This is a genomic window from Limoniibacter endophyticus (assembly GCF_014652835.1).
Classification (GTDB): Bacteria; Pseudomonadota; Alphaproteobacteria; order Rhizobiales; family Rhizobiaceae; genus Limoniibacter; species Limoniibacter endophyticus.
Map to the genome: position 1 here is coordinate 187,515 of NZ_BMZO01000001.1, position 24,718 is coordinate 212,232.

Sequence of the window (24,718 nt, forward strand, 5' to 3'; positions counted from 1 at the left end):
GCCTGCCGCTCACCACGGCAGGCACCAAACCACCGAGGAGCAACCCATGCGAGTTTCCATCGCCAAGGCCGACCTTGCGCGCGTTTTGGGCGCGGTCACAAAGGTCGTAGAGAGCAGATCGAAAATTCCAATCCTGTCGAATGTCCTATTGTCAGTAGATAAAGGCCGGCTGACAGTCACCGGCAATGACCTTGATATCGAAGCGTCTGCGAGCATCGCGGTTCTGGATGCCGTCGACGGCGAACTAACCGTAAGCGCCAAGATGCTCAACGATATCGTCAAGAAGGCTGGTTCCGGCGACGTGTCGCTTGAGCAGAAAGATGCCACCCTTATCGTCAAATCTGGTCGCAGCCGCTTTCAGTTGCCGATCCTGCCTGCAAGCGACTTCCCATCGTTCCCGCAGTCCGATTTCAGCGTCGACTTCGATATCGATCTTGCAGCGCTCGTTGCTCCGGTGGCGTTTGCAATATCGACTGAAGAAACCCGTTTTTATCTCAACGGCGTGTTCCTGCATGTCATCGAAGGTAAGCTGACCGTAGTTGCAACGGACGGCCATCGACTAGCGCGTAACATGGGTCCTGATGCTGGCGAGTTCACCGGAGTAATCCTGCCGCGCAAGCTGGTGTCGATTTTGCCAAAGGGGTCCGTGCGCGTATCTTTGTCGCAAACCAAGATACGTATCGTTTCCGACGACGTTACCCTAGTGTCAAAACTCATCGATGGCACGTTCCCAGACTACCAGCGCGTCATACCTCGCAACAACGACAAAGCAGTGTCTTGTGACCGTGACGAGTTGATGGCGGCCGCTGACCGTGTTTCCACCATCAGTAGCGAGCGCGGACGCGCAGTTAAGCTTTCCATTGCCAGCGGGCAGATCACGCTGACGGTCAATAATCCCGAAGCCGGATCGGCAACGGATGATGTGGAGGCCGAATACAGCGGCGAGCCAATGGAAGTCGGCTTCAATGCTCAATACGTCCGCGACATTCTCGGCGTTCTACCTGCTGGTCAAGTAACGATGAACCTCGCCGATTCAGGGGCGCCCGCCTTGGTGCGCGGCGGCATTGACGGTCTGACTTTGGTCATTATGCCGATGAGGGTGTCTTAAAATGGCCCCGCTGCCCAAGCCCCAAGCGTCGACTGTCAGTGCCATCTATGCTGCCTATGAGGAGCGCAACGAGCAGCGGGACGGCAAGACCATCCCGGCAAGCCAGATCGCTGAGGAGTGTGGCAGAAAACTATGGTTCGATTTCCGTTGGACCACGCCGCACGAGTTCATCAACGGCCGCACATTGCGCATCTTCGAAACCGGCGTCGTGGAGGAAGAGCGCTGGATCGACAACCTGCGCATGATCGGCTGCGAGGTCGTTTCGCATCAGGGGGACGGTCGGCAAATCCGCATCGAGTTATGCGGCGGCCATGTCGGCGGCTATCTCGATTCCGAAATCCTTGGGCTGCCGGAGGCTCCGAAGACCTGGCACGTAGGTGAAATCAAGTCGCACAACATCAAGAGCTTCACCGCTCTAAAGAAGGACGGCGTCCAGAAGTCAAAGCCGCTGCACTACGGTCAGATGCAGATGTACATGCATGCTCGCGGCCGCGACAGGGCAATCTATTTGGCCGTCTGCAAGGACAACGACGAGCTCTACGCCGAGCGCATTCACTATGACGTCGAATACTGCCTGCGCATGATAGCAAGGGCAGAGCGCATCATCGCGGCACACGAACCGCCTGCCAAGTTGCACGAAGACCCGGAGGCCAAAATGGCCTTCGCGTGCGGGTGGTGCAAGCATAAGAGCATTTGCCACTACGGCGCATGGCCTCGGTCGAATTGCCGGACGTGTTTGTACTCGTCGCCGGAGGATGGCGGCTCTTGGTCTTGTTCGCGGTTCAGCAAGCCACTTTCGCTCGATGAGCAAAAGGCAGGCTGTGCGGCCCACCTTTACCTGCCGTCCTTAGTGCCCGGCGAGCAGATCGACAGCGACGAGGTCGCGGAGACTGTGACGTACCGGCTGACCAACGGCGATATCTGGGTCGATGGCGCACCAGCAAACGATAACCAACCGAAAAAGGATGCCGCGTGATGGAAGCCGCCAATGACAACCACCAGAGGCCGCGCGAGTTCGATGACAAGCTGGTCGCGCACCTTCCTTTTCTGCACAAAATCTCGCGAGAATTGGCCCGTAACAGTGAAGAAGCAGAAGAACTGGTAGCGATGACACTACTGGCTGCACTCCGACGTTGGAGGGTGGCAGTTCAATATGCATCATTCATGAATTGGCTACGGCTGACCATGCGTGCACAGCGCAATTGGATGATTAGAAAAATACGCCCGACCGCCGAAATGCCCCTTAACCTCGCTGCCAGCGTGAACGTCGAGGCAAGCGTCGACGCTAATGCCGTCGTTGCATCTCTCTCAGGTTCGCGCAAGGGGCGCATGATGCTCGCCGTTGGTGCTGGGTATACCTACGAGGAAGCCGGCGCGATGGAGGGCGTAAGCCGCAAGCGCGTCTACCAGATTGTGCAGGAATATCGGAGGGCGGCGTGACCTTGCAGCTGCGAGAGTACCAGCAGGACGCAGAGGATGCAGTCTTTGACTATTGGACGCGCGAGCCAGGTAATCCACTTGTCGATCTTGCCACAGGGTGCGGCAAGAGCTTGGTTATGTCGTCACTAATCCGTCGCCTCGTACAGGGCTGGCCGGACATGCGCATTATGGTCGTGACGCACGTCGCGGAGCTGATTGAGCAGAACTATCTGGAGTTGATGGGAATCTGGCCGTTCGCGCCGGCCGGCATCTACTCGGCAGGCCTTGGGCGGAAGGACGCACGGAGCCAGATCATCTTTGCCGGCATCCAGACGGTTCATAACAAGGCGGCGACAATCGGCCATATCGATGTTCTGATGGTTGATGAGTGCCACCTTATTCCGACCAACAGTAATACGATGTATCGCAAGTTCATCGATGCGCTAAGGGCAGTGAATCCTGATCTTAAGATTTTGGGTCTGACGGCAACGCCATATCGGCTGGATAGCGGTCGACTGGATCAAGGCGACGACCGTCTCTTTGACGAAGTTGTCTATACATACGGCGTCGGCGATGGCATCCGAGACGGTTACCTGACGCCACTGACCAGCAAGCCGACCACGACCGAATACGATGTGAAAGGCGTCGGCCGGCTCGGTGGCGACTACAAGCAGAACGCACTGCAAGCGGCAATCAACACACCGGAGTTGAACGATGCGGTAGTCAGTGAGATCATTGCGAAGGGCGCTGACCGTCGTTCCTGGCTGGCATTCTGTGCGGGTGTCGATGCTGCTATCGACATGCGAGACAAGTTCCGGAGCCGAGGAATTACGTGCGAGACTGTGACCGGCGACACGCCAAAAGAAGAGCGTCGACGCATCCTTGAGGATTTCAAATCATACAAGATCCAGTGTGTGACGAATAACTCAGTTCTTACTACGGGATTTAACCATAAGGGCGTTGATTTAATTGCGTTTTGCCGCCCAACTCTGTCCTTGGCACTGTATGTTCAGATGGCTGGTCGTGGCACGCGCGTTCTCTACAAAAAGGGCATGCCTCTGACGACAGCCGATGAACGCATCGCCGCAATCAAGGCTGGCCCGAAACCGAATTGCCTAGTGCTTGATTTCGCAAAGCTGGTAGATCGTCACGGCCCGGTCGATATGGTGGAGCCGAAGTCGCCGAGCAAAGGTGATGGCGATCCGCCAATCAAAATTTGCCCGCAGGACGATGGCGGCTGTGGCGAGAAGGTTCATATCTCGCTGATGAAATGTCCGTGCTGCGGTTACGACTTCCCGCCTAACGAGGACGAAAAGCTAACCCGCCACGCAGCTGACGCGCCGATTGTGTCGGTGGCTGACGCAGAATGGCGCAAAGTCAATTCGCGGTCATTCTACTTCCACGAAGGTAAGGCCGGAAAGCCGGACAGCGTGAAGTGCACATATATGGCTGGCCTTACGCCAATCAATGAATGGCTATGCCCGGCGCACGAAGGTTTCGCCCGCAGCAAAGCCGATCGGTTCTGGTCGAAGCACGGCGGTCAGCGTCCGTTTCCGCGAACCGTGATGGAGTGGCTGGAGCGGCAGAGCGAGCTACTGACGACTGCCGAAATCAGCGTGAAGCCGAGCGGCAAATATTGGGAGGTGAAAGACCACCGCGCCGGTGCTGCAAACGACAATGCGCCGGAAGCAGCCAATGACAACGAGCCTGCATACCGAGGCGGGATCGGACACGAAATGGATGAGGACTATATTCCATTTTGAAGGAGATAATGATGAGTAGCGAACATGCAATCATAGTGGCGCGCAACACTAATACTGGTGCAATTGAACTGCCTCTGGATGATCTGACGCTTTACGACGCGACTGATCATGGAATTGACGGAGAAAAAGGCGGCGTGGGTAGCGTCAGCAGCATCATTGAACACGTCCGTTCTACATATGACGACAACTGGGTCATCACGCTTTATGTGCGTAAGGGGCAAGATTGGTGTGGAGCTAAAGCCACCAACAATCAACCGCGCTGACCCAACCACCACCACACCACAGAGGAGTTACAAATGACCGAAGCAGCAACGATTGGCCATAACGGCGCGCCGCCAGAGTTCGAAGTGTTCCAGAAGATCGACGATCTTTACGAAGAGGCGAAGAACTGGGCCGATGGTGAGCCCATCACGTCGGAGGAAATGCACGACGCAGTCACCAAGCTGTATGATGGCATCCATGAGGCCGGCAAAGAGGCTGACGAACTGCGTAAGGCTGAAAAGAAGCCGTGGGACGATAAGGTCGCTGCGGTGCAGGACAAGTTCAATCCGTACGTCCAGCCGAAGAAAGGCAAGGTCGATCGCGCCAAGGCAGCGCTAGGCGACATCCTGGCAAAGTGGAGAGCTGAAGTTCAGCGCAAGAAGGCTGAGGAAGCCCGCAAGGCGCGCGAAGAGGCTGATCGTATTGCTGCCGAGGCGCAAGCGGCCATTCGTGCATCATCTGGCAATCTGGAAGAGCGCGAGAAGGCGGAAGAGTTGCTGGCTGAGGCCAAGAAGGTCGAACGCTTTGCTCGTCGCCAGGATAAGGCTGCAACGACTGGCACCGGCTTGCGGACGGTCTGGATTGCTGAACTGAAGGATGCAAACGCGGCCTTGGACTGGGCCTACGAGCGTGCGCCTGAGCGGTTTGAGCAGTTGGTGCAGCAGATCGCTGACGAAGCTGTGCGAGCAGGGCTGCGAACCGTACCGGGGTTTGCGGTCGTGGAAGAGAAGAGGGCGGCTTGACTATACGCCAACCCGCATAAAGCCTGATTATACGCCAGACCGAATAACCAGCGGTCTGGCGTGGGCAGGGTTAGTAAACACGCGAACTAAGAATTAATCGCTTTGGTCCTTGCAGAGCGCCAAACTGGGTTACATGGAAGCGAATTGAAGCGTCTTCTTGCCAGGCTTCAATGTGTTTCGATTTTGCCTCGTAGGTATTGCCATTATACCTGTATTCGCCGGGCTCTTTTGGTTGCCCTAAATCATCATATCCAATGTTCATTTTATGGTTCCTGTTGCCAATACTTGAACAATACCATCCATCGCGGGGTGTTGCCTAGTGCAGCGCCAGAGGAGTTAAAATGGATACGCTACCAGAAGGGCGCTACGGCGCGATCCTTGCTGATCCGCCGTGGGCGTTCAGAACCTATAGCAAAACAGATATTGCACCGGCCCGCGGCGCTCAGCCTTACGACGTCATGTCTCTCGCTGACATCAAAGCGCTTCCGGTTGGCGAGGTGGCAGCGAAGGATTGCCTGTTATTCATGTGGACCGTGTCGCACCTACAGCGCGAGGCGTTCGACGTCGCCGAGGCTTGGGGGTTCCGCCCCGTGAGCGTGGCCTTCGTTTGGGACAAGGGCCGCATGGGAATGGGATACTGGACACGACAAGAAGTCGAAATCTGCCATCTGTTCAAGCGCGGCAAGCCACGTCGTCAGTGTAAAGGAGTAAGGTCATTGATCCGCTCGCCACGCCGTGAGCATAGCCGAAAACCGGACGAGCAGTATGAGCGAATCGAGCGCTTAGTTGACGGCCCTTACTTAGAACTTTTCGCTCGTCAGGCATGGAGCGGATGGACCGCTTGGGGCAATCAGGTCAGCAAGTTTGAAGCGGCGAACGATAATTCACTTGTTCAGGCGAGGGTCGCTTAATGGCGAAGCTTACTAAAGCCCAAGCGAAGGCGCATGCTCAAGCGTGCGACCTTCTTACCAAAGACGTGCTGACTGAAGACGATAAGGAATTCGTCTATCGAAACTGGAATGAAGGGGCTAACCACGTCAACGGCGAGGCTGGCGCGTTCTTCACGCCGTTTGATATGGCTTTTGACTTTGCAATAGACGCTGGCGGTGGACGGATTATCGACCTTTGTGCAGGTATCGGCATGCTGTCTTACGCAGTTTGGCAGCGCAGTCGTTTTTATGACAGCCGTCCGCAGATCACATGCGTCGAGCGAAACCCTGATTATATCGAGGTTGGCAAGAAACTGCTGCCGGAGGCGACATGGATTCAAGCCGACGTACTGGATGTGCTGAATATGGGTTTAGGCCGCTTTGACTCAGCCATAAGCAACCCACCTTTCGGTAACATCCGGCGAGAAAAGAACAGTCCGCGCTACACCGGTGAGGATTTCGAATTTCACGTCATCGACATTGCGGCGCATCTTGCAGATTACGGTTGTTTCATCGTCCCGCAGATGTCTGCCGGATTCAACTATTCTGGCCGTAAGAACTACGAGCGCCAGAAGGATGGCAAGGCGGTTAAGTTTCAAGAACTAACCGGGCTTCACTTTGAATCTGGATGCGGGATCGACACGTCATTTTACATCAACGATTGGAAGGGTGTGTCGCCAATGTGTGAAATCGTCTGTGTTGAATTTGAACAAGAGCAGATAGCGGCAGATCCTGCGCCAATGCCCGTTGCGGCCAATGACAATCGACCTCAGCTATCATTGTTTGGTGAGGCAGCATGATGCCATCAACCTAAATTACTCCGCCAATATCCGTGCCTTTTCTTGATCAGTAAATGTCACATAGCGATTCATAGGGTCCATGCCTCTGAGGATGCTGGCCTTATCATTATTAGAAGCAGTACGGTAAAGGAGGCACTCAGTGCGCAATTGGCGAATCAAAGGAGTGGTCGCAGGAATGGGGTTTCGATGATAGGGCGATTTTGAGTCTTCGTAGTGGCCCACTATGTCGTCGAGTACATGACTAGCAACTGCCGATGCAGCCCTATACTGGGATAATAGGGAAGGATAATTTTCATCAGCAGTACTAAGAAAATTATGCAGCGACATTAAATCTGATGCAAATTCGCGGTGAACCTTTGAAAGACTATAGATGGAGGTGGTTGCTTTATCCCAGCCATCAACCATGCCTGGAAGGTTGCTATCATACGCATTGCTAATCCTGCGAAACAACTCAGATAGATAATTGGCGTCTGCGATAATCTCATTGCGAAGATTCACAAATGCCTGATCCTTCAAGTGCCTTGTGTTTATGTGAGCCGCATAAACAGTCGCCGCGCCACCCGCCAAAGCCAACACTCCAGCCGCAAGGGTCTGATACTTCTCTAACCATGTGAAAAGTACGAAATCGCCAAAGAGATTATAGCTAACCAAAAAACAAGCTACGAACGCCCCGCAAGTTGATCGGTGCCAGACAAAAAAGACCATTGTGACAATGTAAAAAACCGCAACAGCGAAAAGCAGTTGCCTCCAAGAACGCAGCATCTTCCACCCCTCAATCGGTAGGGACGATGCCAGCTTAAGAATACACGCGCAATATATGGGAGCGCTTGTCCCCATGACCTTCACGCCTTCACACGTAAACAACACGCCTGCTGTATGCCATTGCTGCGGCAAACATGCATCTGGAATCGGGATCGGCGAGCTTCGCCGTCCCGGTGATGATCCGCGCTTTCTTTGTCAGGAATGCCTGATGATCGTCGAGCACATCAAGAACGTGCGACGGTTCGATCCGTACGAACTTCAGGCTCTCGACGGCGGCATAGATGCCGTCGGTAGCTACCTTGAGCAGGTTGGCAAAACCGATCTAGCAGACATGAGCGAAGAGGAGGCGCGTATGGTCGTTAAAGCTGCATGGCAAGGCAGTGCCGATCGGCTTCGATCGGTTATCGCGAAGGGCGAGGCGCCTTTTTAATCAGCGAGAAAGCCCGCCTTCTTGGCAGCTTGGACGAACTCGCGATGCGCGTCATCGATCGAGCCGCCTTCCATAGCTGCAAGAAGCGCCGTTCGTGCCGCCATCGTGTCAATGGCGGACCAACCTTTATCTTCCAAGATCAATCGGGCCGCTTCTTCAACAGACGTAACGACGCGCTTTGTGTTGCTGCCGACCCAGATTGCGACAGGAGTTTTGAACCAATGACGCATTACTCGACTGTGCCACGTCAAGCGGCAAACGACAACACGAAGGAGGCCATCCTTGTCGCATCTTAATCTCGCCCTTTCCTACGCCGCCCAAGGCTGGCCGGTTTTTCCATGTAGATCGCATGAGGAAATCGATCCAGACACAGGCGAAATCCTTGCGCCAAAAACCCCGAAGACCAGCAACGGCTTCAAAGGCGCGACCAAGATGGAGCGCATTATCCGCAAGTGGTGGGAGGAGCGATATCCAGACGCGGCCATTGGCCTGCCTACCGGCTCGGCGACGGGCTTTTTCGTGCTGGACGTCGACAACAAGCCGGGCGGAGCAAATGGCTTCGAATGGCTCGATGAAATGGTGGCGGAACATGGTCCGCTGCCAAAGACCGCGCGAGTCGTCTCACCAAACGGCGGTGAGCATATCTACTTTAAATACGTACCAGGCACGCGCAATCGCGGAGCACTTGGCGCAGGCGTCGATATTCGCTCCGAAGGCGGCTACGTGTTGGCCGCTGGCAGCGTCATGGGCGGCGGTCGTGAATATAAATGGCTCGATGATACTCGCGAGATTGCAGACGCGCCTGCGTGGCTCCTAGACCTGCTTTTGGCCAAGTCTGCTCCGGAGCGCACAACGTACGACCTTAAGCCAGTCACCAATAACGCCTATGTTGACGCCGCTGTAAACAAGGAGCTAGCAGACCTTGCGTCGACGCCCATGGGTGGTCGCAATAACGCGCTCAATGATGCTGCATTTGCACTTGGCACTTTCGTCGGTGCGGGAGCTCTGTCGGAAAGCGAGGCACGTGCCTTGCTGCAAGACGTGGCGCGAGGATGGGGCCGGGACTGGGTTCGCTGCGCAAAGACCATCGAGAACGGGCTAAAGGCTGGCATGGCGCAGCCCCGGTCGATACCGGAATCAACCGTCGTGACGCAGGACAACACGCGCCTGGTGGATATCACGCGCATGATTGCGAACGGCCTGGCGAAGGGTCGCGTCGAGACTATGCAGAATAATGCATTGCCCGCCGCAATTGATGCAGCAAACGACAGCAGCGAACCGGAAAGCGTAGACCTAGAAGCCGAAAACGACAACGAGCCGCAGGGCGCAATCGTCGCCACTGCGTTCAAATGGATCGACCCGAAAACCCTGCCGCGCCGCGAGTTTGCTTACGGAAAACACTTGATCCGCAAGTACGTATCCGTGACCGTTTCGCCTGGTGGGCTTGGTAAAACATCGCTCAGCATCGCCGAAGCGCTGGCAATGATATCCGGCAAGCCGCTGCTTGGGACAAAGCCACAGCGCCGTCTCAATGTGTGGGTTTTCAATGCAGAAGATCCGCGCGACGAAATGGAGCGCCGCATCATGGCTGCCTGTATTCGGTATAACTTGAAACCAGAAGACATTGAGGGGCATCTGTTTCTGGATAGCGGGCGCGAGCAGGAGCTTGTCGTCGCTGTCGAAGACAAGAAGGCCGGCGTGCGTATGCAGCAGCCAATTGTCGAGGCCATCGTCGAGCAAATCACGCGCTACAAGATCGACGTGATGATTGTCGATCCGTTCGTTTCCACGCACGGCGTCAACGAAAACGACAACGGTGCAATCGACAAGGTTGCAAAGTTGTGGGCGCAAATCGCCGACAAGACAAATTGCGCCATAGATATTGTCCACCATCTGCGCAAGGTGTCGGATCGGGAGGCGACGGTCGAAGACGCTCGCGGAGCGGTGTCGCTGATTGGTGCGGCTCGCTCGGTGCGCGTTCTCAACCGCATGTCATCAGATCAGGCGAAAGAAGCGGGCCTTAATGAGGCGGATCGGTTCGGTTATTTCTCTGTCGCATATGGCAAGAGCAACCTGTCACCGCTATCGCATGCACTTGACTGGCGCCATCTCGATAGCGTGGCGCTTGGAAATGGACAGGGGCTGGCGCAGCCACAAGACCATGCGCCGGTCGTCGCGCAATGGAAATGGCCAACCGCTGAAGAGATGATCGAAGAGCTGACCTCCGAGCAGCGCGAAGCGATCCGAGGCGCAGTCAATGGCGGAACCTATAAACAAGCGCCGCAGGCGAAGGATTGGGTCGGCAAGGCTGTCGCCTACGCGCTTGACCTTGATCTGGAGGACGAAACCGAAAAGCGCCGGGTCGTCGCCGTAGTTAAGGCTCTGACGAAAGAAGGAATGCTAAAGAAGGTCGAGGATCGAGATCCGATACAAAGGAAGGTAACGACGTTCATGCGGGCGGCGTGAAAAAAGAGGGGCTTCGGCCCCTATTTCTTTACTAGGCTAATTGACTTAGTAGGCTAATTGGCCTATATATAATGCACCAACCACGCAAGACGGCTTCTGCCTGATCTGGTTGCGGTGAAACAGCGGGAGACCGCGCAACTGAGGAGAATGGGATGACGCAGACCTTCGAAATGAACGGCAAGAGCTACACCACAGACAAGGCAACGCTCGATGTTCTCCGCTCCATAGTCCCCGCAGCCAAAGCAGCGAACGATTTCTCCGCTGTCGCAGCCATCATGATCCTCGGTCAACAGACCGGACGGGTTCGGGAGGTGGCGTGATGCAGAACGTTAAGACCGATCTTGAACTGGCGAGAGATCTTCTGGCCTATCTACGGCAGCAGCCTCTCGATTGGGACGATGACATAAACGCCGTAGCGCGGTGCTTAGACAAGCTCGTCGCTTTCAACGATCTAGCGACGCCAGCGCTAGAATTTTACCGAGACGCTTTTCAGCTTCACCCAAAACGCGGCCCTACCGGTATCAATCACTCCGAATGGCTACCGAAACCCGCTCTGTTAGAGGACTGCGGTAACAAAGCCTTGGACGCCTTAGCCGCCATCGCCAAAGCCACCGGCGACGCAGCCTAAACCACACCAACGCTTACGGCGCCCCTGAGTATTCGCGTGGCCCGCAAGACACAACGAGAGGAATGGGAAGATGGCAGACCCAAAGCCAACACCAGCAATGAGGCGGGCGCTTGAAGCTCTCGCCTCTAGTGATCTTGGGAAGCTCCGGTGCGGTGATTTTTACAAGGCTATGGCTGTCACTCAGCGCGGGAAGTACCTGGTAATGAGTCGCATGGAAGAACGCATGTGGATTGAGCGATGCAGTTTTGGTTCTGACGGCGGCGGGTTTGAGATAACCCCATGCGGATTAAAGGCAATCGGGCTTGATGAACGAGCCGAGGCTTTGATCTCCGGTAAGCCTCTCGAAAAGCTAGATACAGACCAGATCAGACGCAATCACCAGGAGTTTTTGGACGGGCTTTCAAAAGCGTCCGATGCACTTGAATGCGTCTTAGCCACCACCTCCCAACCCTAACCCCACCCACCCCGCTTCCCGACCCTTACCCCGGTCTGGTCGCACAACACAGCAACGCGCAATCTTGACCAAATGACGGAATCGACATTGATGGAGTGCATGGCTATCCGTCAAATGACCAACATTGAATTCCGTGCCATACGACAGAGGCTGGGCCTTACGCAGGCCCAGCTTTCGCATGTCCTGCAATACTCAGCCGCGCTCACGGTCAGTACCTATGAGCGCGACAAGAACCCGCGTCCGATACCGACGCACGTTGCGATGCTTATGACGGCATATGACGAAGGATACCGACCAAAGGATTGGCCTAAATAGTTATACGAAAAATCCATAAAACTACCTATAACCTGCTACTTCTCATGAGGTGGCGGGTTTTTCTTTATGTTTGACACGCCTTCCTTTATGCATGTCTTGGGTAGAGGGCATCCGCATGAAAGCACTGGTAGCGTCTGCGTGCATCGCAGTCATCGCGTTCGTTGGATATTATTTCTGGGGTGAGTACGAGGCACGCGCTCGGCAAGTTGCGCGAGTGGAAGCCGCCACTGCCAGAAACAAAGCCGACCGTGACGAGATATTCGAACTGGCCAATGCTAACCCCGGCGAAACAGACATGGCTTCGGCTTGGTGTCGACTGACAGTGATGCGCTTGGACGGCGGCAAGCTTGCTGGCAATAGGGAGGCCGCCAGGCTCGTAACTAACTGCATGCGTTTCGGGCTTCTCTCAGACTAATTCCGCCGCGTCATACCGAGCAACATTTCGCCCATATCGCGATGCTCATAACAGAACCAAGAAGGCTTGCCGCGACCGTAGCCGAAAGCGCCCCATTCCTTGTAGCCAGGATGTTCGCAATAGTGTTCATAAAGGCCAGATGGTGTCTTTGATGTTGTGCCGGGTTCGTCGCTCAAGCCGCATCTCCAATCATAACAAGCCCATCATCTGCAAGCGGACGCTGTAGCGCTCTCGCTTCATCCCAGCTAGCGCGGAGCCATACGTCTATTTCTTCCATCGTCGTCAGGATCACAGGCATCGCCTTAGGATGGATTGGCGCAACCACTGCATTGGGTTCGGTAGTTAGGAACGCGAATATCTCATGCTGCGCAGGTTCTTCCTTTGATTTTCGCTTGCCAGTCCATTGCGTCCAGATGCCTGCGAAGACGAACAGCGGAGCGTCTTCATTCAGCGCAAACCAATGCAATGGCAGCTTGCCATCAGGACCTCGAACCTTGCCGTATTCAGAGAACGACGTGGCCGGCACAACGCAGCGGCTTTCCGGACCGAGCCAGCGTCGCCAGTGCGGCGAGGTGGTGTTCCTGATGTTTGTCACGCCGCTGTCGTGCTTGCCTTTAAGGAATGTTGGCGGGGTTGGCATGCCCCAACGTGCACGCACAAGCTCACGGCCCTCTGCGCCTTCGCGAACGATCGGCGCCGGATAGTCCGGATAGACCTTGCCGCCCTCCATGTTGCCCGTGCGATTGTTCATCGTCCGCGTGAACTCGAGAATAGCTTGCGGGCCTTTGGTCACGTTATAGAGATTGCACATCCTCGTTCCTCTCAAGCCAATCCGCCAACAAACGCACTCGTATCGCGGCTCTTCAGCAATGCTAGCCTTACATGGCCTTTGCATCCACGCTTTTTGCACTTTGCTCGTGACTCAATCTCGTCAAGGTACAGCTGACAGCCTGGCATGGATTCCATCGCATCACTGACGACGACAGTACGGACGTGGCCGCACTCCTTGCATGTCAGTTCAAGCTTCTGATGTCCGTCGAGGTCGCGCAGCTGGAGTTCGGCCTTCCAGTTGCTCCTGCTCATCACCAGAAATCCTCTGCCGATGGAATGCGGGTGAAGCTGATCTTGCCGCCAACATTTCCGCCTTTTGGAGGCTTCCAGTCACCGACCGACACGACAGTGCCGGAATAGCGGCTGTTCAACGCATCGACAGCAGCGCTTGCTTTTTCCCAACGCTGACGTTCGACGTCATCGGCCAACAAAAGGTCGGTCTGGCGCTCTCCAGCTGGCGTGAGGTCCACCAGCGTCACGCCGACACGGAATGGTGTCGTGGTGCGTCCCAAATCGCGCAAGGCGATATCCCAGCCTTGTTTTAGTGCTGAAAGCACCGCCTGGTCATCATTGACCATCGGCAGTTTCATCGTGCGCGTCCATCCGTCTTGCCGGAGCGACAGCCAAATCCAAAGGCCGGAGCAGTAATAGTTTTCACGACGCAACCGGCGAGCAGCCTTAACCAGCAGTAGGCGGGCTATCTCATATGCGGCAGTCATAGACCGCGCCTCTGGCGGCAAGACGCGCGCATGTCCAAATGCGCCGCGCTGCGATTCTGGTGCCTGGATGTCATACCCGTGCAGGGCGTACCAGAGGCGCTCGCCAGTGACGTTGTTCCATATCTTGCGCATCTGCTTCGGCTGCGTGTTATAAAGCATCTCGGTGTCGTAGATGCCGAACCTCATCAGCTTCCGGAACATGTTGCTGCCGACGCCGGGCACGTCATCGAGCTTTACCTTAAACAGGTGCTGTTCGGCTTCTTGCGGGTGCCATATCGCTAGGCCGCTGCCATACCGTCCTTCACTCTTTTTACCCGCTTTGCACGCCATCTTTGCGAGTTGCCGATTGGCCGCATAGCCCACGGAGCAGGTGATGAACTGGCCAATATTTTCGCGAAGCCGTGCGCGGATGCGATACGTCAGCAATTCCGGATCGGCGCGCTGTTCGTCGTCAAGCACACACGTAAGCTCGTCGATGCTCTTTACCGCGTCGATAGGTATGATGGCTTCGAGCTCAGCAAGGATGGCATTGTTTGCGCGGCGGTACAGATCGGGCTTTTGCACGACCAGAACCATGTCCGGACATAGCTTTTTGGCATCGACAACCGACATGACGTTCTTCACGCCGAACATCTTGGCTTCGCGGCTGACGGCTATAACCGACGACCGCACACCGCCTTCGTAAGGCACGACGCCGACCGGTTTGCCACGCAGTCGTTTGTCCGCCTGTTGCTCGACCGAGGCGAAAAAGCCGTCGAAGTCGAGGTAAAGTCTTTCGATTGTTTCTGGTTTGCGCACCGCATAATTCTCCCTTGGCGCGGCCGCAACGCGCTTTGAAATTCGATGATATGATAACGAGCTTTCTTGCTCTGTGTTCCTTAAATGTTCTTATTCTTCGGAACTGTCAAGACGGTCAATTGTGGCGATGCACAGGGTTGGATTACAACCGGAAAAGCGGGTTAGGTTGTAGTTTCTGCAACTGCGCAAGTTATAGTGCGCAAGTCTCGAAAATGGCAAAAAGACTTGCGCGTTTACGCGCTGCAATACCTGCGTAAGTGTATCTCTATGTATACTTACGCAGTGTTGCGCGCAGTGCGTAGTTCTCGGGTTTTGAGAAGTGCGCACTTTTGAAAAATTTGGGGTGTCAAAAAACAACCTAGTTTGCCATTCCGAAAATAATTTCGAAATCGATGTAGCACTTTTTGCCTTTCGCTTGGTCTTCTAGAGCGTGACCAATTACGAAGGAGGGCATGTATGGATTTGAAAGAATGGACGTGGAGCGATGAGTGCCCATATCCAGAAACGCTCGGCACGATAGTCGATGTGAAGATGGCCTGCGGATCCGAGATCAAAGGACAGTCGGTCAGACACTGGCGAGGCCACGCGCACAAGCCGGACGAAAGCTACTGGCATCCTTTTGCCGGTCCTGCGCAGATCACCCATTACCGGGTGCAGTCATGACCAACACAACGAAGACCACAAGACAGACCGTCAGCATCAACGGCGTACGAACGGTCCTTACAACAAGAAACGGGCGCGTCACCACTAAGCCGGCTCTGCCGAAGGAGTGGGAGCTACAGGCGGCTCAGGTGCGGGCCTTGCGAGCTTTACCAGAATACGCCGCCACAGCGAGGTCGGTGGGTCCGGGCATGTTCACCCTGGCAGGCGACCAGAACGCCGCCAAGCGCGGCCCGAAGGCCCGAGCAGAGGCTATCGCTGCGGGCATGACGCCCGGTGAACATGATCTGCGCATCTACATGTTCGGGGGTCGGCTTGGACTGATCGAAAACAAGGTCGGCAAGGCGAAGCTATTGCCGGCGCAGGAGGCGAGACATCCGCTGTTGGCGGCTCTCGGCTTCGATAAGCAGGCCGTCATCAGGGCGGTCACGGAAGAAGATGCTGCAAGGCAGGCTGTTGAGCTTGTTCGCGGCTGGCTATTGTAGGGAAGTGTGCAATGACGATGATTGAGCGAGTGGCGCGGGCAATATCCAAATCCGAGATAAATGACGAGCGAGGTTGGGAGGCGTTCTTGCCGGAAGCCCGCGCAGCGATAGAGGCGATGCGTGAGCCGACGTCCGAGACGAAGGCTGCAATCAATTCCATTGCCGGGCCTGTCGCTGTTGCCTACTGGCTTGCTGGTCACGAGACAATGATCAACGCCGCTCTAGCATCGGAGCCAGCATGACCAACTATCGCAGTTTAAGCGACGGCCTCAAAGCCTGGTACAAGCGCCCGGAAGGCGAGCCGGTAGCAATCAGTACGAATTTTCCGCAGACGGCAGCGAATGACAACGTTCCGGAAGATCTGGTTGATGCTTATCCAGAGCGACGCATTCGCATCCGGCCCTCTGTCGAGGAGATCGAGAAACAGATTGCGTCCGGCACAATCGAGCGCAACGACGAGGGGCAGATAGTCAAGATAGGCCGTCTGCGCTTCAGCGATGGCAACCAGACCGAACCAGCCTATCGATACACAATCGACGGTAAGCTTGAGCGTTACTCGGCCAGGATGCCAACCGGTGCGATGCTTGGTGCCAGCGAGGAGCAGGAGCGTATTTTGGGTGGCGACATAGATCCGCAGGACATGAGCCGCTCCAACAACTTCTTCAACGACGTGTTTGGCGTAAAGCCACGCCGCTATCGACCATCGAAGGGACAGGGAAGGGCTAGCCGTCGAACCGCTGCGGAGTGTCAAGCAGAGTTAGACGCTATCTATGCTCGCACGGATTGGAGCAAGGTCACCCTTACGATCTGCCCGCCGGGATTGCCCGCGGGTGCGCAACGGATCGCAGACAGCTTTCTCGGCATGCAGAAAACCACATGTGCAGGCGGTGGCTCGATGGGATGGGAAGATATCTCAACGGCCATGGTGGAGCGCGAGACATGGGCGCGGACTATTGCCTATCTCTCAGATCGCGACATGGCGGTGTTGGATGCAGCAATGACAGCAAGGAGTTATGCAGATGTTGGGTCAGCAATCGGTCAGTCAGCCGAATACACCCGACGAAAGGGTGGAAAAAAGGCACTACTGGCGGCCAATGATAATCTAATGCGTGCAATTAATCTGGCCGCATAGGTCCATAAAACAACGTTCTCATGGGGATATATAGTGAAGGGGTTGGCAACGGTGTTGCCGGCCCCACACTGTTCCGTGCGCTATTGCGACGGACCCGCCGCCATGCTGCACTTGTTGCAGCCGCTGAGTGCGCGGGTAACTATAGAGGCGCAGACCCTGCGGCGCACTTGATGCGCGAGGTGAACCCTCTCCACCCACAGGCAAGGCAGCGTAGCTGAGAAGGATGGGGATGCCCGCCCGTTCCTTGCTTCACCCAATTCGGTAAGTCCTGCGCCTCGCGTCTATGCGTTGCAACCCTGCGCAGGGTCGAGTTGTTTCCAGTTCGCTTGGCGCTGTCTCCTCCTCCGGCGACGAGCGATGCGGCGGTCTCCTGCTCTTGTGCGGTTGAGACTGCCGCAACTTGTTTATTGCGAGAGCCTGCTCGGGCCGCAAACGTGGTTCGCAGACGCCTTGAGCGTGAAGGGGTGCGAATCCCCACTGCGAACGCGGGCAGGGTAGCCGCTTAGGCGGAGAAACTAACACGAGGCGTCGATACACGCCTACTCGCAACCCCAACAAGACCCCGGACGCCTCTCAACGATGCGCACCTCCCAGTCGTGAGCACACGGCGATCACCTAGCTAGTGGGCGTGGGGTTATCTATTCATCCTGGGTGTAGCTCAGTCGCGTAGAGTGCCGCCCTTGGAAGGCGGAGGCCGCCCGTTCGAGTCGGGCCATCCAGACCATATCTCACCCGAGAACAGGAGATGAGCATGGATATCGTCACGGCTAGGCGACTCTTCTCCTATGATTCATCGACAGGCGTTCTTATTTGGCGTGTGGACAATGGGAGGTCTGTACGTGCAGGCGATCGCGCCGGGTGTGTTGATGGCAGCCATGGATACCGCAAGGTCAGGTATCGTGGAGTGTCGTATGCTGAACATCGCATCATTTGGATGATTTACTACGGTGAGGATGCTCCCGATCAAATTGATCATATCAATCGTGCTCGTTCGGACAACCGATTATCTAATCTCAGGGCGGCGTCGGTTGCTGATAACGCCTTCAATAAATCTCGTTCGAGCGTAAATTCATCCGGTGTTACTGGCGTTTATTGGAGCTCTGAGCACAGGAAATGGAAGGCGCAGATATCCGCGCGGGGGAAACGTCATTTCCTTGGACTCCACGATAGCATTGATGCGGCAAGGACCGCAAGGGAGACGGCCGAGAACCTGTACTTTGGCTCCTTCAGTCCAGCTAATACGAATGACAAACACATTGCCGAAGCAGCCTGACCTACGCAGCGCCGAGGCGGTTTCCTATCGCCGCTGGTACAAGCTGGCGGCGTGGGAGCGCCGACGGCAGGAGTTGTTTGCAAGGCAACCATTATGCGTTAAGTGCCTTGAGCGTGAAGAGGTAACGGTCGCCGACACGGCCGACCACATCGTTCCGCATCGTGGGGATCCAGAACTGTTTTGGTCCGGCGAGCTCCAATCTCTTTGCGCATCGTGCCATAGCCGACTGAAGCAGCGAGAGGAGCTTGGTCAGGACGTGGTGACTTTCGGGCCGGACGGTTGGCCAGTTGATTGATCACCCCGGGGGGCTAGCAAAAGTCCAGAGGCGTGGGGGTCGCGCACCGGCGGCGGGCAAGAACGTGTTATCCCGCAAGTTTTCAAAAAGTGTTCCAAGGGTGATTTGCAGCGATGGGCGCAAGAGGACCGCGCCCCGAGACGCCGGAAATACAGGCGCTGAAGGGCAACCCCGGCAAGCGTAAAAAGCGCGCGCCTTCTGTTAGGCCGACCGGCGACGTCTACATCCCGAACTATCTCGAGGGAGATGCCCGCGAGTGTTTCGAGATGATTGTGGCGGCTATGCCGCCGGAAACATATGCGTCCACAGACGCTGGCGGCATAGCGATCTATGCGGTTGCGTGGGCGGATCATAAGCGAGCCACCGAAGCGTTGAAGACTGAACCCCCACTCGTTCCTGGAGCCAAGGGCGGCCTTGTAAAAAACCCCTGGTTTACAATTCGCAGTGACGCTGCACGCCTTATGATGGCGATGGGAGACAGGCTCGGCCTGGACCCGAAGGCGCGGGCGGGTCTATCAAGGCCGGAGAAGGAAAAATCAAGCAAGTTCGCCGGCCTGATTGGGCAAGGCGCGGAGAAGGCGTAAACCAATATGGGCTGGACCGCGCACAAAAAGTCATTGAATTTATCGAGCTGCTGAGGGTTCCTTCTGGCGAGGGGCAAGGCGGGACGATTGAGCTGCGAGAGTGGCAAAAGCAGTTCATCCGCGACGTATATGCGCCAACAGAATCTGGCAAGCGCCGTGTTCGGCGAGCGATTTTTTCCGTCGCTCGAAAGAACGGTAAGACAATGCTCATTGCCGCTCTTGTTTTGGCTCACCTTGTCGGCCCTGTTGCCGAAATGAATGGCGAGATATACTCTGCGGCGACGGATAGAGAACAGGCCGGTCAGGTATTCAAGTTTGCCCGCCAACTTGTAGAGGCGGAGCCTGAGTTCGCGCCTGATGGCTCCTTGCCGATTACGGTTGTCCCTTCCACCAAAACCCTGGTGCACAAGCCGAACGGGAGCTTTTATCGTGCACTTTCGGCTGAGGCTGGAACGAAGCATGGTCTAAATCCATCTGTATGGATCTATGACGAGCTTGCTCAGGCACGCGATCAAGAGCTTTACGAAGTATTGAATACATCGCAAGGTGCGCGAAAAGAGCCACTTGGTATCGTTATTTCGACACAGTCCCCCGATCCTGAGCATCCGCTGTCGAAACTGATTGACGACGGCTTGGTAGCAAACGATCGAACGGTGCTTGTCCACCTGTATTGCGCCGACGACGAGGCTGATATTGACGATGAGGCGGCTTGGCGTGCTGCCAATCCGGCACTGGATGACTTCCGATCCATTGATGACTTGCGGGCACTTGCGGTGCAGGCGGGACGCATGAAGACAATGGAAGCCAGTTTTCGGAATCTGTATCTGAATCAGCGCGTGGACCAAACGTCGCCGCTTATACCTAGATCCGAGTGGAAGGCGTGTCATTCTGGCGAAACGCTCGTTGATGGAGAGGATGTCTATCTCGCGCTCGATCTGTCGGGGGTTCACGATCTTACATCTCTGGTGGGAGTATCGGCAGCGGTAGGGGAAGAGCGGGTGAAGGCTTGGCACTGGAAGCCGAATGACTTCCTATTTGACCACGCTAAGCGAGATCGTGCTCCTTATGACCTGTGGGCGAAAGAGGGCTGGCTCGAAACACCGCCTGGACGCGCGATTGACTACTCTTACGTCGCCGTGCGCATCGCCGAAATCCGCGAAACATATAATGTCCGCGGCTTGGCATACGATCGCTGGCGCATCGAGCAGTTATTGGTCGAGTTCCAGCGAATAGGTGTCGATGTTTATATCGACGGGAAGGACAAACCATTCGACGGTGCGCTTCGACTGGTGCCGTGGGGGCAGGGTTATCGCGATATGTCTCCAGCGGTAGAGGCGCTTGAGGCGTCCTTTATTCATCGGCGATTCAAGCACGACGACAATCCTGTTTTGTCTTTCTGTTTCGCCAATGCAATCGCCGTCTCCGATGCCAGCGGCAACCGTAAACTGGACAAGAGCAAGACGCGGTTTCGCATCGACGGCGCAGTCGCGACGGCAATGTGCGTTGGGCTTAAAGCTCGCGAGGCTGAGCCGGAACAAGCCGACATCGACGACTTTGTCAACAACATGATCACTATAACCTGGTAGGAGTGCCCATGGGCCTTTTGACTTGGGTCGGGAAGCCTTTCGGGCTTCTATCCGGTCCATGGCGCGCGTTCTTTGGAATGTCGACGACAAGCGGCGAGACGGTCACCTATGAACACGCCATGCAGCTTGATGCTGTCTGGGCGTGCGTGAACCTGATTTCCAATGCCGTGAAAACGCTGCCATGCAATGTTTATAAGGGCGATGGCGTCGAGGTTGACCGCGAGAATCCGCTGTACGAACTGCTGCACAATCTTCCAAATCTAGATGATAGTGCGTGTGATTTTTGGGGTATGGCCGCGCTTTGCCTCTGCCTTGATGGAAATTTCTTCGCCGAGAAGAAGAAAAATGGCGGTCGGCTGGTAGCGCTGAACCCATTCAACCCGCTCTGCGTGGACGTGAAGCGAGATGATCGGAACAATCGCTACTACGAAGTCACCGAGCAGTACAAAAACGGCAAGAAGGGCGGCGTTCGTAAAATCCGCGAAGAAGATATGCTCCATGTTCGCGGCTTGGTCATGCCTGGCTGCGACCGTGGGCTTTCTCCGATTGCGGCGCAGCGCAATGTGATTGGCAACGCCATGGCCGGCGAGAAAACGTCTGGCCGGATGTTCAAGAATGGCATGATGGCTTCGATCATCTTGTCGTCTGATCAGGTTCTGAAAGTTGAGCAGCGCAAGCAGATTGCGGAATCACTTCAGGCTTTTGCGGGCGCAGACAAAGCAGGCGGTATAGCAGTACTTGAGGCGGGGCTTACGCCGTCGCAGATCACCATCAATCCAAAAGATGCTCAGATGCTTGAGACGCGACAATACAGCGTCGAGCAGATCTGCCGCATCTACGGCGTTCCACCCGTAATGATTGGCCATGCCGCGAGCGGCACGACGACTTGGGGGAGCGGGATCGAGCAATTGATCCTGCAATTCACCAAGACGTGCCTGACTCCGATGTTGAGAAGCATTGAATCGGCGATCTACCGCGACTTGCTGGACGCTAGAACCCGCAAAACGACTGTCGTCAAATTCAATATGGAAGGTCTGTTGCGCGGCGATAGCCAGGCGCGGGCAGAGTTCCTGCAAAAGATGGTCCAGAATGGCATCTACACGCCGAACGAGGCCAGATCTTACGAGAATAAGCCAAAGATGGACGGCGGCGACGAGCTGATCGTCAACGGCACCATGCAGCCTCTGTCCATGGTCGGACACAACGGCGGCCCGCCGCTGGATGATGCACAGCCAAGCGCTGGATAAGGATTATGGCATGGCAATAATTGAAATTCAGCCTGAAGCGCTATCGAAAGTCGCGTCTTTTTTTAGCGATGTTGGCGTCAAAATCGTAGGGTCTGCTGCCTCTGAAGGCGTCGTTTCTCTGCGTATTGAAGGGTGCGCGGTGCCTGCATCACCAAGAGCGACTTGTGTGGTTAAATATGAACACGACGGCGATTCCGCGAAACTAGTTGCCACCTTTCGCGCCGTGTAAGGACAATTCATGAAATTCGAACACATTCTGACCGCCTTTGAGGCGGAGCCGTGGGCGATTCAGCGCGAAAAACTAGCCGTTTTGGCTGATGTTCTTGCGGCACGTGTGGCGGGCGACAAGCTCGTCACACCTGAATTTGCAGCAGCCGTTTCCGATGCGCGTGCGAAGGAAATAGCTGAGACAGATGGCAACATTGCTGTTATCCCGGTCTATGGCGTTCTTTCCGACCGGATGGACCTGTTCTCCGCAATGAGCGGCGGAACGTCATATGCCGGCATCAAGCGCCAGCTTCATAAAGCGCTGTCCAACGATGACGTGAAGGCCGTTGTCCTTGATATCGATAGTCCGGGTGGTTCGGTGCCGGGTACTGACGAGCTCGCAACGGAAATTCGCAAACTGCGTGGCGGTGAAAAGCCGATCATAGCGCAGGTCAATTCGCTGGCAGCAAGCGCCGCTTACTGGATCGCCTCGTCTGCCGACGAAATCGTCGTTACGCCGTCAGGGCGCGCAGGTTCGATTGGTGTCTACACGGCACACGACGATATTTCTGCCGCATTGGAAAAGGCTGGCGTCAAGCGCACCTACATTTCGGCAGGCAAGCACAAGGTCGAAGGCAACGAAACCGAACCGCTTGGCAAAGACACGCTTGCCTACATTCAGGACAGCGTAAACCGATCCTATGGCCGGTTTTTGCAGAGCGTAGCCGATGGGCGTGGCGTTACGAAATCCAAAGTCGAAGACGGATTTGGTCAGGGGAGGGTGTTCTATGCAGAAGCGCTCATGGACAGAGGAATGGCAGACCGTATTGCCACAATTGACGAGACCTTGGCCCGATTGGGCGCGAACACCGAGCCGGAATATGTCCGCCGCGTAAAGGCGTCCAACGCCGCAAAGGCAGAAGCTGCGCAATTGTTGGCCAACAAGATGGCCTCCGGCGAAGAAATCACCAAACGCGAGTTCGAAAACGGCATCAGGGGACTGATGGGATTATCGGGCTCTGAGGCAGAGCGGGCCGCTCGGCTCTACCTCAAGGAAGGTCAGGGGGCTCCTGACGTCGAGACGGATGCTGCTGCTTTGGCAGCCCTAGACCGGCTTATTGCCGAAGCAAAATCACCACTTATTCGATAAAAGGAGCCATTCATGGCTGAACTAGCAGAACGCATTGGCGAGCTTGGCGCTTCGCTCGCCTCCATTAAGGAGCAGGTCGGCAATCTTGCGACCGACTTCACCACGAAACTTTCTGCCAATGGCGAAGTTTCTGCCGAACTGACGACCAAGGTTGACAAGGCCCTTTCGGAGCTTGGCGACACCACCACCAGGATTGGTGAGCTGGAGAAGCGCGCAGCTCGCGAACGCGAGCACGCTAATGATAATGAGCCTCGCGATATCGGCGACATTGTTGTTGATTCCGACAAGTTCAAGGCGACGGACGTTTCCGGCGGCTGGCGCGGTTCGATCCGTGTTGGCATGGAGCGCGCTGATATTACGTCGGCGAACACAACTGTTGGTGCAGGCCGTTCGGCCGGCACTTCGCTTGTTCCCGGCGCTCGTGTTGCGGGAATTGTGGCGCCGCCTAACCGTCAATTTACGATCCGTGATTTGATTGCACCCGGCCGGACTTCGGCGTCCAGCGTGGAGTTCGTCAAGGAGACCGGCTTCACCAATAGCGCAGCCCCGGTTGCGGAAGGCGCGCAGAAGCCAAAGTCGGATCTGACTTTCAATCTGTTCACCACGCCCGTTCGCACTCTTGCGCATATCTTCAAGGCATCCCGACAGATCCTTGACGACGCGCCTGCTCTTGCAAGCTACATCAATGCCCGTGGAACTTACGGTCTGAAGTTCATTGAAGAGAACCAGATCCTCAACGGCGATGGCACTGGCCAGAACCTAAATGGCATTGTCCCGCAGGCAACGGCGTTCGCTCCTGAGTTCGCTCCGGACAATGAAACGGCGATCGACCGCCTCCGACTCGCTATCCTTCAGGTCATTCTGGCTGAGTATCCAGCCAGCGGCTTCGTTCTGAATCCGATCGACTGGGCGCGGATTGAACTGACCAAGGATCTTGGCGGCAATTACATTGTCGGAAATGCCAATTCGCCGATTGGACCTTCGCTCTGGAACCTTCCGGTTGTTCAGACGCAGGCAATGGGTGAAGGTGAGTTCCTCACCGGCGCATTCAACCTTGCCGCGCAGATCTTCGACCGCATGGACGTGGAAGTTCTGCTTTCGAGCGAGAACGTCGACGACTTCGAAAAGAACATGTTCACTGTGCGCATTGAGGAGCGTCTTGCGCTCGCAGTTTACAGACCTGAAGCGTTTGTAACCGGCGACGTCAATCCGACCGTAACTCCTTAATCGTTGATGGGGCGCTTCGGCGCCCCTTTTC

The 24,718-nt window shown here is 55.8% G+C and carries 31 protein-coding genes and 1 tRNA gene; 27 read left to right on the forward strand and 5 right to left on the reverse strand.

All coding sequences use genetic code 11. The features are described 5' to 3' along the window. The first annotated feature begins 46 nt into the window (after nucleotides 1–46). From dnaN to IE151_RS01000, 8 genes are all read left to right on the forward strand, one after another. Nucleotides 47–1,108, forward strand: coding sequence for a DNA polymerase III subunit beta (gene dnaN, locus IE151_RS00965; protein ID WP_189486906.1), 1,062 nt, complete (start codon nucleotides 47–49; stop codon nucleotides 1,106–1,108). A gap of 1 nt (nucleotide 1,109) precedes the next feature. Then, nucleotides 1,110–2,084, forward strand: a complete 975-nt coding sequence (locus IE151_RS00970) for a PDDEXK family nuclease (RefSeq protein WP_189486908.1) — start codon at nucleotides 1,110–1,112, stop codon at nucleotides 2,082–2,084. Beyond that, nucleotides 2,084–2,548, forward strand: coding sequence for a sigma-70 family RNA polymerase sigma factor (locus IE151_RS00975; protein ID WP_189486910.1), 465 nt, complete (start codon nucleotides 2,084–2,086; stop codon nucleotides 2,546–2,548). Before IE151_RS00970 ends, IE151_RS00975 begins: the two co-directional genes overlap by 1 nt. Next, nucleotides 2,545–4,290 carry a DEAD/DEAH box helicase gene (locus IE151_RS00980; protein ID WP_244636556.1) on the forward strand — a complete coding sequence of 582 codons (1,746 nt, stop codon included), beginning with the start codon at nucleotides 2,545–2,547 and terminating at the stop codon, nucleotides 4,288–4,290. The genes IE151_RS00975 and IE151_RS00980 overlap by 4 nt, the downstream gene beginning before the upstream one ends. A gap of 8 nt (nucleotides 4,291–4,298) precedes the next feature. Continuing rightward, nucleotides 4,299–4,553, forward strand: a complete 255-nt coding sequence (locus tag IE151_RS00985) for a hypothetical protein (protein WP_189486912.1) — start codon at nucleotides 4,299–4,301, stop codon at nucleotides 4,551–4,553. 33 nt (nucleotides 4,554–4,586) lie between these two features. Then, nucleotides 4,587–5,294, forward strand: a complete 708-nt coding sequence (locus IE151_RS00990) for a hypothetical protein (RefSeq protein ID WP_189486914.1) — start codon at nucleotides 4,587–4,589, stop codon at nucleotides 5,292–5,294. A 341-nt stretch (nucleotides 5,295–5,635) separates the two neighbouring features. Further along, nucleotides 5,636–6,205 (forward strand): MT-A70 family methyltransferase, encoded by a 570-nt coding sequence (locus IE151_RS00995; protein WP_189486915.1) that lies wholly within the window; start codon nucleotides 5,636–5,638, stop codon nucleotides 6,203–6,205. Then, nucleotides 6,205–7,023: a methyltransferase gene (locus IE151_RS01000; RefSeq protein WP_189486917.1), complete on the forward strand. Its 819-nt coding sequence runs from the start codon at nucleotides 6,205–6,207 to the stop codon at nucleotides 7,021–7,023. The genes IE151_RS00995 and IE151_RS01000 overlap by 1 nt, the downstream gene beginning before the upstream one ends. 15 nt (nucleotides 7,024–7,038) lie before the next feature. On the opposite strand, the gene IE151_RS01005 is transcribed toward IE151_RS01000, so the two are convergent. Further along, on the reverse strand, nucleotides 7,039–7,785 hold the full coding sequence (locus IE151_RS01005; RefSeq protein WP_189486920.1) for a hypothetical protein: 747 nt from the start codon (nucleotides 7,783–7,785) through the stop codon (nucleotides 7,039–7,041). 208 nt (nucleotides 7,786–7,993) lie between these two features. On the opposite strand from IE151_RS01005, the gene IE151_RS17665 reads away from it, so the two are divergent. Then, nucleotides 7,994–8,215: a DUF6511 domain-containing protein gene (locus IE151_RS17665; RefSeq protein WP_244636557.1), complete on the forward strand. Its 222-nt coding sequence runs from the start codon at nucleotides 7,994–7,996 to the stop codon at nucleotides 8,213–8,215. Here IE151_RS17665 and IE151_RS01015 read toward each other — a convergent pair. Beyond that, entirely contained in the window at nucleotides 8,212–8,445 is a 234-nt protein-coding gene (locus tag IE151_RS01015; protein WP_189486924.1) for a DUF982 domain-containing protein, read from the reverse strand. The two genes, IE151_RS17665 and IE151_RS01015, sit on opposite strands and share 4 nt — an antisense overlap. Nucleotides 8,446–8,497: 52 nt before the next feature. Here IE151_RS01015 and IE151_RS01020 point away from each other — a divergent pair, with 52 nt between their 5' ends. The 5 genes from IE151_RS01020 to IE151_RS01045 all read left to right on the forward strand — a co-directional run bounded on the left by IE151_RS01020 (nucleotide 8,498) and on the right by IE151_RS01045 (nucleotide 12,493). Further along, nucleotides 8,498–10,681 carry a bifunctional DNA primase/polymerase gene (locus IE151_RS01020; RefSeq protein WP_189486926.1) on the forward strand — a complete coding sequence of 728 codons (2,184 nt, stop codon included), beginning with the start codon at nucleotides 8,498–8,500 and terminating at the stop codon, nucleotides 10,679–10,681. A gap of 152 nt (nucleotides 10,682–10,833) precedes the next feature. Beyond that, nucleotides 10,834–11,001 carry a hypothetical protein gene (locus tag IE151_RS01025; RefSeq protein WP_189487626.1) on the forward strand — a complete coding sequence of 56 codons (168 nt, stop codon included), beginning with the start codon at nucleotides 10,834–10,836 and terminating at the stop codon, nucleotides 10,999–11,001. Next, nucleotides 11,001–11,309 carry a hypothetical protein gene (locus tag IE151_RS01030; RefSeq protein ID WP_189486928.1) on the forward strand — a complete coding sequence of 103 codons (309 nt, stop codon included), beginning with the start codon at nucleotides 11,001–11,003 and terminating at the stop codon, nucleotides 11,307–11,309. Before IE151_RS01025 ends, IE151_RS01030 begins: the two co-directional genes overlap by 1 nt. Before the next feature lie 70 nt (nucleotides 11,310–11,379). Continuing rightward, nucleotides 11,380–11,763, forward strand: a complete 384-nt coding sequence (locus IE151_RS01035; RefSeq protein ID WP_189486930.1) for a hypothetical protein — start codon at nucleotides 11,380–11,382, stop codon at nucleotides 11,761–11,763. A gap of 430 nt (nucleotides 11,764–12,193) precedes the next feature. Further along, entirely contained in the window at nucleotides 12,194–12,493 is a 300-nt protein-coding gene (locus tag IE151_RS01045) for a hypothetical protein (RefSeq protein WP_189486934.1), read from the forward strand. On the opposite strand, the gene IE151_RS01050 is transcribed toward IE151_RS01045, so the two are convergent. The 3 genes from IE151_RS01050 to IE151_RS01060 form a co-directional block, all read right to left on the reverse strand. Further along, nucleotides 12,490–12,669 (reverse strand): hypothetical protein, encoded by a 180-nt coding sequence (locus tag IE151_RS01050; RefSeq protein ID WP_189486936.1) that lies wholly within the window; start codon nucleotides 12,667–12,669, stop codon nucleotides 12,490–12,492. The two genes, IE151_RS01045 and IE151_RS01050, sit on opposite strands and share 4 nt — an antisense overlap. Further along, nucleotides 12,666–13,304, reverse strand: coding sequence for an SOS response-associated peptidase (locus tag IE151_RS01055; protein WP_189486938.1), 639 nt, complete (start codon nucleotides 13,302–13,304; stop codon nucleotides 12,666–12,668). Before IE151_RS01055 ends, IE151_RS01050 begins: the two co-directional genes overlap by 4 nt. Before the next feature lie 271 nt (nucleotides 13,305–13,575). Continuing rightward, a complete protein-coding gene (locus IE151_RS01060; protein ID WP_189486940.1) occupies nucleotides 13,576–14,841 on the reverse strand; it encodes a Y-family DNA polymerase in 1,266 nt (421 codons plus the stop codon). Nucleotides 14,842–15,297: 456 nt separating this feature from the next. On the opposite strand from IE151_RS01060, the gene IE151_RS01065 reads away from it, so the two are divergent. The 13 genes from IE151_RS01065 to IE151_RS01125 all read left to right on the forward strand — a co-directional run bounded on the left by IE151_RS01065 (nucleotide 15,298) and on the right by IE151_RS01125 (nucleotide 24,687). Next, complete coding sequence (locus IE151_RS01065; protein WP_189486942.1) at nucleotides 15,298–15,504, forward strand: hypothetical protein; 207 nt, start codon at nucleotides 15,298–15,300, stop codon at nucleotides 15,502–15,504. Further along, nucleotides 15,501–15,986, forward strand: coding sequence for a VRR-NUC domain-containing protein (locus IE151_RS01070; RefSeq protein ID WP_189486944.1), 486 nt, complete (start codon nucleotides 15,501–15,503; stop codon nucleotides 15,984–15,986). The genes IE151_RS01065 and IE151_RS01070 overlap by 4 nt, the downstream gene beginning before the upstream one ends. Before the next feature lie 11 nt (nucleotides 15,987–15,997). Beyond that, a complete protein-coding gene (locus tag IE151_RS01075; protein WP_189486946.1) occupies nucleotides 15,998–16,228 on the forward strand; it encodes a hypothetical protein in 231 nt (76 codons plus the stop codon). After that, nucleotides 16,225–17,118: a hypothetical protein gene (locus IE151_RS01080; RefSeq protein ID WP_189486947.1), complete on the forward strand. Its 894-nt coding sequence runs from the start codon at nucleotides 16,225–16,227 to the stop codon at nucleotides 17,116–17,118. The genes IE151_RS01075 and IE151_RS01080 overlap by 4 nt, the downstream gene beginning before the upstream one ends. 647 nt (nucleotides 17,119–17,765) lie before the next feature. Beyond that, a tRNA-Pro gene (locus IE151_RS01085) sits at nucleotides 17,766–17,842 on the forward strand. A 27-nt stretch (nucleotides 17,843–17,869) separates the two neighbouring features. Further along, the gene (locus IE151_RS01090) at nucleotides 17,870–18,391 is read left to right on the forward strand and encodes an HNH endonuclease (protein ID WP_189486949.1); all 522 of its coding nucleotides are present in this window, start codon (nucleotides 17,870–17,872) and stop codon (nucleotides 18,389–18,391) included. After that, nucleotides 18,363–18,686 carry an HNH endonuclease gene (locus tag IE151_RS01095; protein ID WP_189486951.1) on the forward strand — a complete coding sequence of 108 codons (324 nt, stop codon included), beginning with the start codon at nucleotides 18,363–18,365 and terminating at the stop codon, nucleotides 18,684–18,686. Before IE151_RS01090 ends, IE151_RS01095 begins: the two co-directional genes overlap by 29 nt. A gap of 113 nt (nucleotides 18,687–18,799) precedes the next feature. Then, nucleotides 18,800–19,270 carry a phage terminase small subunit P27 family gene (locus tag IE151_RS01100; protein ID WP_189486953.1) on the forward strand — a complete coding sequence of 157 codons (471 nt, stop codon included), beginning with the start codon at nucleotides 18,800–18,802 and terminating at the stop codon, nucleotides 19,268–19,270. A 92-nt stretch (nucleotides 19,271–19,362) separates the two neighbouring features. Then, nucleotides 19,363–20,856: a terminase large subunit gene (locus IE151_RS01105; RefSeq protein WP_280517232.1), complete on the forward strand. Its 1,494-nt coding sequence runs from the start codon at nucleotides 19,363–19,365 to the stop codon at nucleotides 20,854–20,856. 8 nt (nucleotides 20,857–20,864) lie between these two features. Next, nucleotides 20,865–22,103, forward strand: a complete 1,239-nt coding sequence (locus IE151_RS01110) for a phage portal protein (protein ID WP_189486955.1) — start codon at nucleotides 20,865–20,867, stop codon at nucleotides 22,101–22,103. 10 nt (nucleotides 22,104–22,113) lie between these two features. Continuing rightward, on the forward strand, nucleotides 22,114–22,332 hold the full coding sequence (locus IE151_RS01115; RefSeq protein ID WP_189486957.1) for a hypothetical protein: 219 nt from the start codon (nucleotides 22,114–22,116) through the stop codon (nucleotides 22,330–22,332). 9 nt (nucleotides 22,333–22,341) lie between these two features. Next, nucleotides 22,342–23,460: a S49 family peptidase gene (locus IE151_RS01120; RefSeq protein WP_189486959.1), complete on the forward strand. Its 1,119-nt coding sequence runs from the start codon at nucleotides 22,342–22,344 to the stop codon at nucleotides 23,458–23,460. A 12-nt stretch (nucleotides 23,461–23,472) separates the two neighbouring features. Continuing rightward, nucleotides 23,473–24,687 carry a phage major capsid protein gene (locus IE151_RS01125; RefSeq protein ID WP_189486961.1) on the forward strand — a complete coding sequence of 405 codons (1,215 nt, stop codon included), beginning with the start codon at nucleotides 23,473–23,475 and terminating at the stop codon, nucleotides 24,685–24,687. The last annotated feature ends 31 nt before the right edge of the window (nucleotides 24,688–24,718 follow it).